The sequence below is a fragment of the Pseudidiomarina sp. genome, assembly GCF_048268165.1.
Lineage (GTDB): Bacteria > Pseudomonadota > Gammaproteobacteria > Enterobacterales > Alteromonadaceae > Pseudidiomarina.
Map to the genome: position 1 here is coordinate 1 of NZ_JBLWWA010000021.1, position 8,599 is coordinate 8,599.

The 8,599-nt window shown below is 48.5% G+C and carries 8 protein-coding genes; 1 reads left to right on the forward strand and 7 read right to left on the reverse strand.

Features of this window, described 5'->3' with window-relative positions:
* Positions 1–140 precede the first annotated feature (140 nt).
* The 4 genes from ACN0UY_RS12375 to mdlC are packed head-to-tail and all read right to left on the reverse strand — an operon-like array spanning position 141 to position 4,708.
* Positions 141–608, reverse strand: a complete 468-nt coding sequence (locus tag ACN0UY_RS12375) for a TRAP transporter small permease (protein ID WP_091828105.1) — start codon at positions 606–608, stop codon at positions 141–143.
* A 34-nt stretch (positions 609–642) separates the two neighbouring features.
* Complete coding sequence (dctP, locus tag ACN0UY_RS12380) at positions 643–1,626, reverse strand: TRAP transporter substrate-binding protein DctP (RefSeq protein WP_417667472.1); 984 nt, start codon at positions 1,624–1,626, stop codon at positions 643–645.
* A 21-nt stretch (positions 1,627–1,647) separates the two neighbouring features.
* Positions 1,648–3,105, reverse strand: a complete 1,458-nt coding sequence (locus tag ACN0UY_RS12385) for an aldehyde dehydrogenase family protein (RefSeq protein WP_417667474.1) — start codon at positions 3,103–3,105, stop codon at positions 1,648–1,650.
* A 19-nt stretch (positions 3,106–3,124) separates the two neighbouring features.
* Positions 3,125–4,708, reverse strand: a complete 1,584-nt coding sequence (mdlC, locus tag ACN0UY_RS12390; RefSeq protein WP_417667476.1) for a benzoylformate decarboxylase — start codon at positions 4,706–4,708, stop codon at positions 3,125–3,127.
* A 111-nt stretch (positions 4,709–4,819) separates the two neighbouring features.
* On the opposite strand from mdlC, the gene ACN0UY_RS12395 reads away from it, so the two are divergent.
* Positions 4,820–5,719 (forward strand): LysR family transcriptional regulator, encoded by a 900-nt coding sequence (locus ACN0UY_RS12395; RefSeq protein WP_417667478.1) that lies wholly within the window; start codon positions 4,820–4,822, stop codon positions 5,717–5,719.
* 121 nt (positions 5,720–5,840) lie between these two features.
* Here the strand turns inward: ACN0UY_RS12395 and ACN0UY_RS12400 are convergent, their stop codons facing one another.
* The 3 genes from ACN0UY_RS12400 to ACN0UY_RS12410 form a co-directional block, all read right to left on the reverse strand.
* Positions 5,841–6,881 (reverse strand): TRAP transporter substrate-binding protein, encoded by a 1,041-nt coding sequence (locus ACN0UY_RS12400; protein WP_417667480.1) that lies wholly within the window; start codon positions 6,879–6,881, stop codon positions 5,841–5,843.
* Positions 6,882–6,893: 12 nt separating this feature from the next.
* A complete protein-coding gene (locus ACN0UY_RS12405; protein ID WP_417667482.1) occupies positions 6,894–7,628 on the reverse strand; it encodes an enoyl-CoA hydratase-related protein in 735 nt (244 codons plus the stop codon).
* A gap of 61 nt (positions 7,629–7,689) precedes the next feature.
* The coding region (locus tag ACN0UY_RS12410) for an AMP-binding protein (RefSeq protein ID WP_417667484.1) at positions 7,690–8,599 on the reverse strand (910 nt) is incomplete at its 5' end.

Genomic DNA, 8,599 nt, shown 5'->3' on the forward strand with positions numbered 1-8,599 from the left:
AGGCCAAATTCCCCTCCCAAAAAAACAAATGCACCCAGTACATTCACACAGAAGAATGCGAAAACAACGGGAAGGCCTGAAAGCATTAATATAAAAAGAGTCGAAAAAAGAAATCCTATTGCGATATACCATTCCATGATCTATGCCTCCGCCCCAAATGATCGAATCGAAAACTCAACACAGATGAAAAACAAGCTCACAACTGGAAACACCAGTATTAAATATTCTGGTATCACTATTGTTTTTATTAGTAAGCTCTCTTCATGAATAGAATGATAAAGGATATATGAGAATAGCCCAAGCAATATAAAAGATATTCCAAGGCCAACTAGGCTTATCAACCTACCAAGTATTGCTTTCTTTAGTCCGGTCATGTTTTTCACTAATACATCAACGGAAACATGGCAACCTTCTTTAAGCACCCAAGGTGCAGCCAAAAAAGTAGAGACTGTCAGACCATACTCTGACAGCTCTACAACCCATGAGAAAGAGGCGATATCCAAATTACGAAGGATGACATTTAAAAACACCATCACTGACATCAATAGAATCGTCAAGCCGGAGGCTACAACCATAGTTATCAAGGTGCGTTCATAAAGAATACGCATGATAATAAACCTTTATTTTTATTATAGATAATCATTAATCAATTATTTCTTTTATTCTCTTAGTCGTTTCCTCATCGTTATCCAGAAGCTCTCTCCATGCCGCGTCGTAAGCTACTTTCAAATATCGTTCTTTTTCGTTTCCTTCCAAAGTGAGCGTTTGAATACCGGCGTCTTGCTGTAGCTTCCGCTCGTTCTGACTGATTGCTGCATTATTATCATTCAGTGATTCAAGCCACAGTGCTTTTTGGGTCAAATAGTCACGCTGCTCTTTTGTCAGCTTGCTACTCCATGTTCTCTCATTGACCATGACGGTTACATCGGCCTGGTAGAAACCGGGATCAACCCGATACTTAGTTTGCTCTTGCCAACCGAGATCAAAGACTCCCTGCATTGTCCATCCATAGCCATCGACGACGCCTCGCTCAAGTGCTGTATAGACTTCACCGGGGGTTGTTTGCATTACAGAAGCTCCAAGCTCTTCGAAAAAAGCACGGTATATCGGCGTAATCCGTAACCGCTGTCCTTCCAAATTGGCTGAAGTCAAAGGCTTATTGGTATAAAGATGGAATTCGTTGCCATAATTGGTATAAGCCAGAAGATGAACATTCATCTCCTCTTTCCAGATCTTTTGGAGCTGAGACCACTTGCCTGCTGCACGAAGCTCCTGTGGCGAATATCGGGTCAATTTCAATGAGTCGGCCGCAGGCATGACATTACTGTAAAAAGCACCGGTGGATAGAATCATGTCTACAACGCCATTCTTGATTGCATTACCTATCTGAAAAGGAGGCATCGCTTCAGGACCACCGACATAGCGAATTCTAACCGGTGCGTTCTTGTCCTCGTTGATACTAGCAACAAATTGATCAAAACCTTTTGATATCGCAGTTCCCTTATTGAAGGCTGAAATAGCTGATATCTCAACTTGATCACCTGCAATTGAAACCGATGTGTAGCCTGAAAAAATAATAGCTAGTGAAAGAGGAAGATATTTATTGATTTTATTTTTATTCATCATATAAACCATCTTATCTTATTATTAGAATGGATAAATAATCGGTTTTTCAGTAAAGCTTACCCACTGAACCTCGGTAAACTCTTCAATATTCGCCAAGCCACCAAAGCGACCGCCATTTCCTGAGTCCCCCATCCCTCCGAAAGGCACGTGAAATTCGTTATTTACGGTTTGGTCATTAATATGAACCATACCCGCCTTCAGCCGGTCGGCCAGTGAGAATGCAACTCCGTAATTTTGTGTATGAATAGCGGCTGCCAGACCATAATCAGAACGTAATACCTGCTCTACCAAGTGGTCTTCATCCTTGAACGTTACAACCGGGGCGACTGGGCCAAACAGCTCTTCTGCACAAGCTCTGTTACTGACGTCAACATTTGCCAAGATTGTAGGTTCATAGAAGAGCCTTTCTCCTTTTCCGCCCGTAATCAGGCGCGCACCCTGTTGGAGGCTCTCCTGCACGATGCCGTCAACTCGACGGTACTGGGCCTCATTAATCAGCGGGCCTATCTCGACTTCCTGACGATAGGGGTCACCAATGCGCAGTTTTCTGGCACGTTCAGCGAGTTTCTGTATATATTCATCAGCAACACTTTCATGGACGAAATGACGACCTGCCTGCATACAGATCTGCCCCTGATGCAGGAAACTGCCCCAGGCGCCATTGGAAGCAGCAGCATCCAGATCGGCATCGGCTAGCACGATAAAGGCATTATTGCCCCCTAGCTCAAGGGCTGCTTTTTTCAGCCGTCCGCCACATTTACTGCCGATTTTCTTGCCAACAGGTGTGGAACCTGTAAACGAAATCATTGCAACCGATTCATTCTCGACCAGTGCCTCACCGGCGATCACATCGCCGGGAACTACCGAAAAAACACCGGCGGGCAGACCAGCCTCTTCAAATGCACGCGCCATGAGCAAGCCACCAGTGACTGCACTTTGATGATCTGGTTTCAAAACAACCGCATTACCCAATGCAATGGCAGGTGCCACCGAGCGCATTGCCAACAACAGAGGGAAGTTCCAGGGCGCTATGACACCAATGACCCCCAAAGCTACATGGCGCACGATATTACGACGCCCGGGGACCGATGATGGATAAGTAGCGCCATCCGGATACATGGTCAGTGCCGCCGACGCGTTCAACTGCTCAATGGCCGCCTGCAATTCCCACTCAGCCTTGGGACGAATGGATCCACATTCACGGATATTCCATTCGATAAATAATTCAGCATTCTCTCTCATAACCTCAGCAACTTTGTGGAGACAGTCCGCGCGCTGATTAAAGGGTGTTGCCGCCCATTTACCTTGGGCAGCTTTAGAGCTGGAAACGGCCTTATCAACGTCAATAGCTGTGGTGAGAACAATTTTTCCCAAGGCATTTCCTGTTGCAGGCTCCAGGATATCCGCCACCTCGCCAGTGCTATCACACCAGCGGCCATCAAAAAATTTATTACTGTAATCTGAAATATTAAAATTCATGATCAACCCCATCTTGTTTTTATAATTTAACTTCAATCAACGAAGGCCCATTACTTTCCAATGCCGCTGCAAGTGAAAGCTTAAAGGATTTCAATGAATCAACATGTTCAGACTTGACGCCATATCCCTCAGCAATTTTCACGAAATCGACACCTTCAATTTCCAACCCAGGCGCACTATCGACATCGAAGAGTTCAGCAAACCATCTCAATGCCATATAGCCATTATTATTTAAAACAATGAATATGGCGGGTATTTGATATCGCATAGCTGTCCAGAGTGCGGAAATGCTGTAGTGCATGGAGCCATCACCAATAAAGGCAATGACTTGCCTGCCCGGACAAGCCATCTGGACGCCAAGAGCGGCAGGCAGTGCAAACCCCAAGCCACCGGCGGCAGCAAAATAGTAGCTGCCTGATGTTGCCATCGTCAGACGTGACCAGAGGGTTGCAAGTGTCGATGTGGCTTCATTCAGATAGATACTGTTTGCAGGTGCAATTTCTTCAACGCAGTCAAACAGGTTTTCGACCGTCAGCGCAGCACCATCATTTGTATTTCTGACAACGTCCTGTTTGAAAACCGGGCAATCAGCTTCTTTCTCAGGCAGTGCCGCATACAACTGTTCTACGAAAGGCTGGATACCGGTGATCAGCGCATCACCCATGGGGGCACGTGCGGCCTCGTCAGCATCACTGGTGACATGTACGAGCAGAGCTCCTTGAGGCAGTAGTGCCCCCGGATCCTTCTGGTGATAACGGAACACTGGGCCGCCAATAACCAGAATGAAATCATGCGACTTGATCTTGTCACACAGAGAAGCCTCACCTGCCGGCAAGATGCCCGCGAAGCAACGATGATTTGTCGGGAAAGGGCAGCGTGGAGCAGAAGGCGCAACCCAGGCCGGGGCGTTCATGCGTTCCGCCAGTCTTGCGACCAGATCATTACAACCCGCGCTGTCGACTTCAGGCCCCAAGACCAGAACCGGGGACTGGGCCTGTGCTATCCTTTCCCGCAAATCCTGGATCGTGGACGGATCAACGCAAGCGACCTGAACGACCTTCCGGTCCAGTAGAAGATCAAGATTTTCACGCGCAGGTTCTTCCCAGTCATCATACGGGATAGAGACATATACGGGCCCGGGAGCATCAGAGACCGCCAGGTTGATTGCACGGTTGATACTGTAAGGTACTTCCTGAGGACTAAGCGGCTCGTAACTGTCCTTGACCAATGGCTTGGGCAACGTGGTCGCATCCGTATTTTTCAGCAAGGGATCGCTGAATACCATGCTTCGTGCCTGCTGACCCGAGGTGACCACGATGGGTGAATGCGAGTTACGTGAATTGGTCAGAGCCCCCATCGCATTGCCGGTTCCAGCCGCCGAGTGCAGATTTACAAAGGATGGCTGACCACTTGCCTGAGCATAACCATCAGCCATTCCAACAACCACGCCTTCATCGAGGCAGAGTACGTACTGAAAATCGGCAGGAAAATCTTTAAGGAAGTGAAGCTCATTCGAGCCAGGGTTCCCAAAGACAGTATCAATTTTGTGGTTACGTAATATCTGATACACAGCATCTTTGACTGTCGGCACTTGCTTGGTCATGTTTGAGCCTTCATGTTTCTTTTTTTCATACACTATCAACGCCAAACATATCGATCCAATCAATATTTTTTGCTATAAGATATAGATTGAATTTATATCTATAGGGTAACTATGTTGCGCAAATCAGACCTCAGCCTAGTGAAGGTTTTCCTCGCGATTTATGAAAACGGGAGCCTCAGCCGAGCCGCCGAAGAGCTTAATATCACCCAGCCTTCCGTCAGTTACTCCCTGTCGCGTTTGAGAGAGCTGCTCAACGACCCTCTGTTCACACGCACACGTGATGGTATGATCCCGACCTTCGCAGCTGACCAGTTCTATCAGGTGTTTCATGAGTCCATCTGCAAAATCGAACAAGCCATTGCAGATGCTCGTCAGTTTGAGCCCAAGACCTCGACACGAACCTTCCGTATAGCTCTATCTGATCTTGGCGAATTTTATTTATTGCCAAAACTACTAAGAGATATTCATATCAAGGCGCCCAACTGCAAGGTAGAAGTTGTAACTACTGAGATAGAAAAAGTCGAAGATTGGCTCTCACAAGAACGAATTGATTTGGCTGTAGGGAATCTTAGTTTTCTGAAAGGACGAACACTTCATAAGAAACTATTCGATGAGCATTATCAATGTATCCTCTCCACAAAACACACTCGGATTCGGGGAGAGCCGACCCTAGACGAATTTCTTAACGAAAATCATATCTTCATTTCAAAAGCAAGCGGGCACTTTTACATCAATGACTATTTGGGTGAACGAGGCAAACAGATAAACATCGCTCTACATATACCTCATTTTTCTGCGCTGCCTGGTATCATCCCTGATAGCGATCTGATAGCTTGCCTACCCAGCCGGGTTGCAAAAGAATTTACCTCACCCGGAAACCTGGTATCTTTTCCTTTACCTTTCCCTACCCCAGAATTTGAAGTATCTCTATACTGGACTGAATCAACTGATGATCCTTCAGCTTTACGCTGGCTCTGCGAGGTCGCCTACCACGCGCTTAAAGATATTTGACTTAAAAAGTCTCCGGCTTCAACTTTATCAATCGCATGCACAACATAGAATAAAAAGGCCAGTCACAAGACCGGCCCCTTATCGTCGTAGTGCTTTTTAACCAGGCACTAACAGACATGAATCATTCCTGCTTCTGAGCTTCATACTCACGAGCGATTTTACGCAGTTCTACCAGGGCCGCAGCGGCATTTATGTCGAGGTCCGCAACACTGTCGATCCACGCCTGATCCATGCCCTCGGACAGCTTCAGGAAGTCCTGAGTAAACGGGGCATTTTGGTCATGCTCGACAATGGTAACGCCCTGCTCCCGTGCGAATTCCAGACCTTCATAGTCGGTTTCTTCCCAGGCCTTGCCAGCCAGCGCAGACAGCTTTTCACCGGACACGCTCATGATCGCTTCACGGTCTTTCGGGTCCAGATCAGCCAGGAAGTCCGGGTTGATGAAGATTGAAAATGTACCCATGTACATCCCGCCGGGGATTGTGGTCAGATACTTTGTCACTTCCGCCAGACGCTGTGCTTTCTGCTGTCCCACAGGCAGCAGAGTGCCATCCACCACGCCCTGCTGCATCATTTCGTACAGCTTTGTGGCGGGCGCCGATACCGGCGCAGCCTGAAGCCGCTCGGCAATATCGGCCTGTACACCACCACCGATACGGATCTTCTTGCCCTTGATATCGTCAATGCGCTCAATGGGAATGGTCGTCATCAGCTGGCCCGGCCCGTGGGTGAACATCCCCACCACCTCAAGCCCCGAGAACTCATCTGCAGACTGAAAGTATTTTTGCTGTACACGCCAAAGCGCAACGGAGGCCGCCTCGGCACCTACCCCCATACCCGGCTGTTCTGCCACCATGGGCAGCCTGAAGCGTCCTGGCACATAACCGTGATAGCTGAAACCGGCATCAATGACGCCGTCTTCAACCAGCTGGAAATAGGACTTCGGATGCCCCACATCGTATTCAATCTTTACCTTTACCCGCCCTTCTGTGGCCTCTTCAACCCACTTCGCCCAAGTCGGCCAAACAACCGAATTCTGCACAGACGTCGGGGGCAACCAGGTACCGACGACCATGGTCGTTTCCGCACTCACCACGCCAGCGCATCCAAGGCCTGCAATCAAGGAAAGGCCCACACCATATTTTTTTATTGTCTTAAGCATTGTGTTTCCTTTTTATTTTGGTTTTTTATTGAAAGATCCACTTTCAAATAGCTCAATGAGTTGAGCCAACTCTTCCCGCATACTCTTTTCTGAATTATGCGAGAAATTATTCTTTATCAGCTGCTTTGTTCTAATAACGGATTCGGTTGGTAACAAGGCAAGCTCCTCTGCACTGTTCATTGCAGTATTGAAGGCTTCGCCATCCTCACACAGCTCGTTTACAAAACCCTTTTCACAGAAACGATCCGCTTTCCAGGTTCGGCCAAGGACAAGCAACTCTGTTGCAATACAGTGAGTTGAGAAGTTTGGAATAATGAATGTTGCCGCAAACTCAGGACACAGCCCAAGGCTCGTAAACGGCATTTTGAAGAAGCTGCTTCGTCCTGCATAAACCAGATCGCAATGCAAAAGCAGCGTCACACCAATACCGACTGCAAAACCTTCAACAGCCGCGATTACAGGTTTTTTGCATTGACTCATCCTGAGCATGAACTTAAATACCGGATGCGTTTCATCCTGTATTGGATTATTCAGAAAATCATCAACGTCGTGACCGCTGCAAAAATACTCATCATGCCCCGTGATCACAATGGATTTTATTTCGGCATTTTGTTCTGCCTGGGTTAAAAACTCCGAGAGTAATGTATATGCATTAATATCAAGTGCATTCTTTCTGGCAGGGTTGACGATTCTGATCACCATCACAGAGCCGTGAACATCCCTGCGGACACAAGGTTCGGGTCGCATAGCAATTTCCTTGGAATTCAGCATCTGGAACCTGACCGGCCCCAGATGCGATTACGTCAGGCTAGAAATCCGAGAACTGTTGACGAAGTGCTCGTTTCAGAAGCTTTCCGGACGTGTTTTTGGGCAACTGCTGCACAAAATGCACGTGCTTGGGTACCTTGAAGGGCGCCAGGTTTTCTCTGGCATGACGGATCAAGCTCTCCGCATTCGGATCGGCTTCAGGTCGCAGTACGACAACCGCTGCAATGGCTTCAATCCATTTTTCATCCGGCACGCCAATCACCGCCACTTCATCGACGTCAGGGTGCGTGTAAAGCGCTTCCTCAACGTCGCGACTGGCAACCAGCACCCCACCGGTATTCACGATGTCCTTGATGCGATCCACAATCCAGATGTAGCCCTCCTCATCGCGATAACCGAGATCACCCGAGTGAAACCAGCCACCGGCAAAGGCCTCTTCGGTTTGCTCGGGCTTGTCCCAGTACCCGACCATCAACTGTGGCGACCGGTGCACCAGCTCACCCTGTTGCCCTGGCGCACACTCTTCGCCGGTCGCAGGGTCAACAATCCGTGTTTCAACATTGAAAATGGGACGACCGCAGGATGCGGGCCGCTCAGCATGCTCTTCCGGTGTCAACACCGTGGCCAGGGGTGCAATTTCACTTTGCCCATAGCAGTTATAAAGCCCGGAGTCGGGCAGACGCTCACCCAACTCTTTCACGATGGGCTCCGGCATGATGGATGCGCCGTAATACAGCTTCTGCAAATGCTGCAGCTCTGATTCGACAAACTGCGGATGGCGCAGCAACGCGATCCAAACGGTAGGAGGTGCAAAGAAGCTGTTCAACCGCTTCTGTTTAAGCTGCTGCAGTATCAGCTCGGGGGTCGGTGTATCCAGCAGGCAAGTGTAGGCACCCGATAACAGGGCCGGCATGGTAAACACATGCATCTGCGCGGAATGATACAGCGGC

Coding starts and splice junctions, on each gene's coding strand:
- ACN0UY_RS12395 (WP_417667478.1), top strand. CDS start 4,820: ATGTTGCGCAAATCAGACCTCAGCCTAGTGAAGGTTTTCCTCGCGATT.
- mdlC (WP_417667476.1), bottom strand. CDS start 4,708: ATGACCAAGCAAGTGCCGACAGTCAAAGATGCTGTGTATCAGATATTA.
- ACN0UY_RS12405 (WP_417667482.1), bottom strand. CDS start 7,628: ATGCGACCCGAACCTTGTGTCCGCAGGGATGTTCACGGCTCTGTGATG.
- ACN0UY_RS12375 (WP_091828105.1), bottom strand. CDS start 608: ATGCGTATTCTTTATGAACGCACCTTGATAACTATGGTTGTAGCCTCC.
- ACN0UY_RS12385 (WP_417667474.1), bottom strand. CDS start 3,105: ATGAATTTTAATATTTCAGATTACAGTAATAAATTTTTTGATGGCCGC.
- dctP (WP_417667472.1), bottom strand. CDS start 1,626: ATGATGAATAAAAATAAAATCAATAAATATCTTCCTCTTTCACTAGCT.
- ACN0UY_RS12400 (WP_417667480.1), bottom strand. CDS start 6,881: ATGCTTAAGACAATAAAAAAATATGGTGTGGGCCTTTCCTTGATTGCA.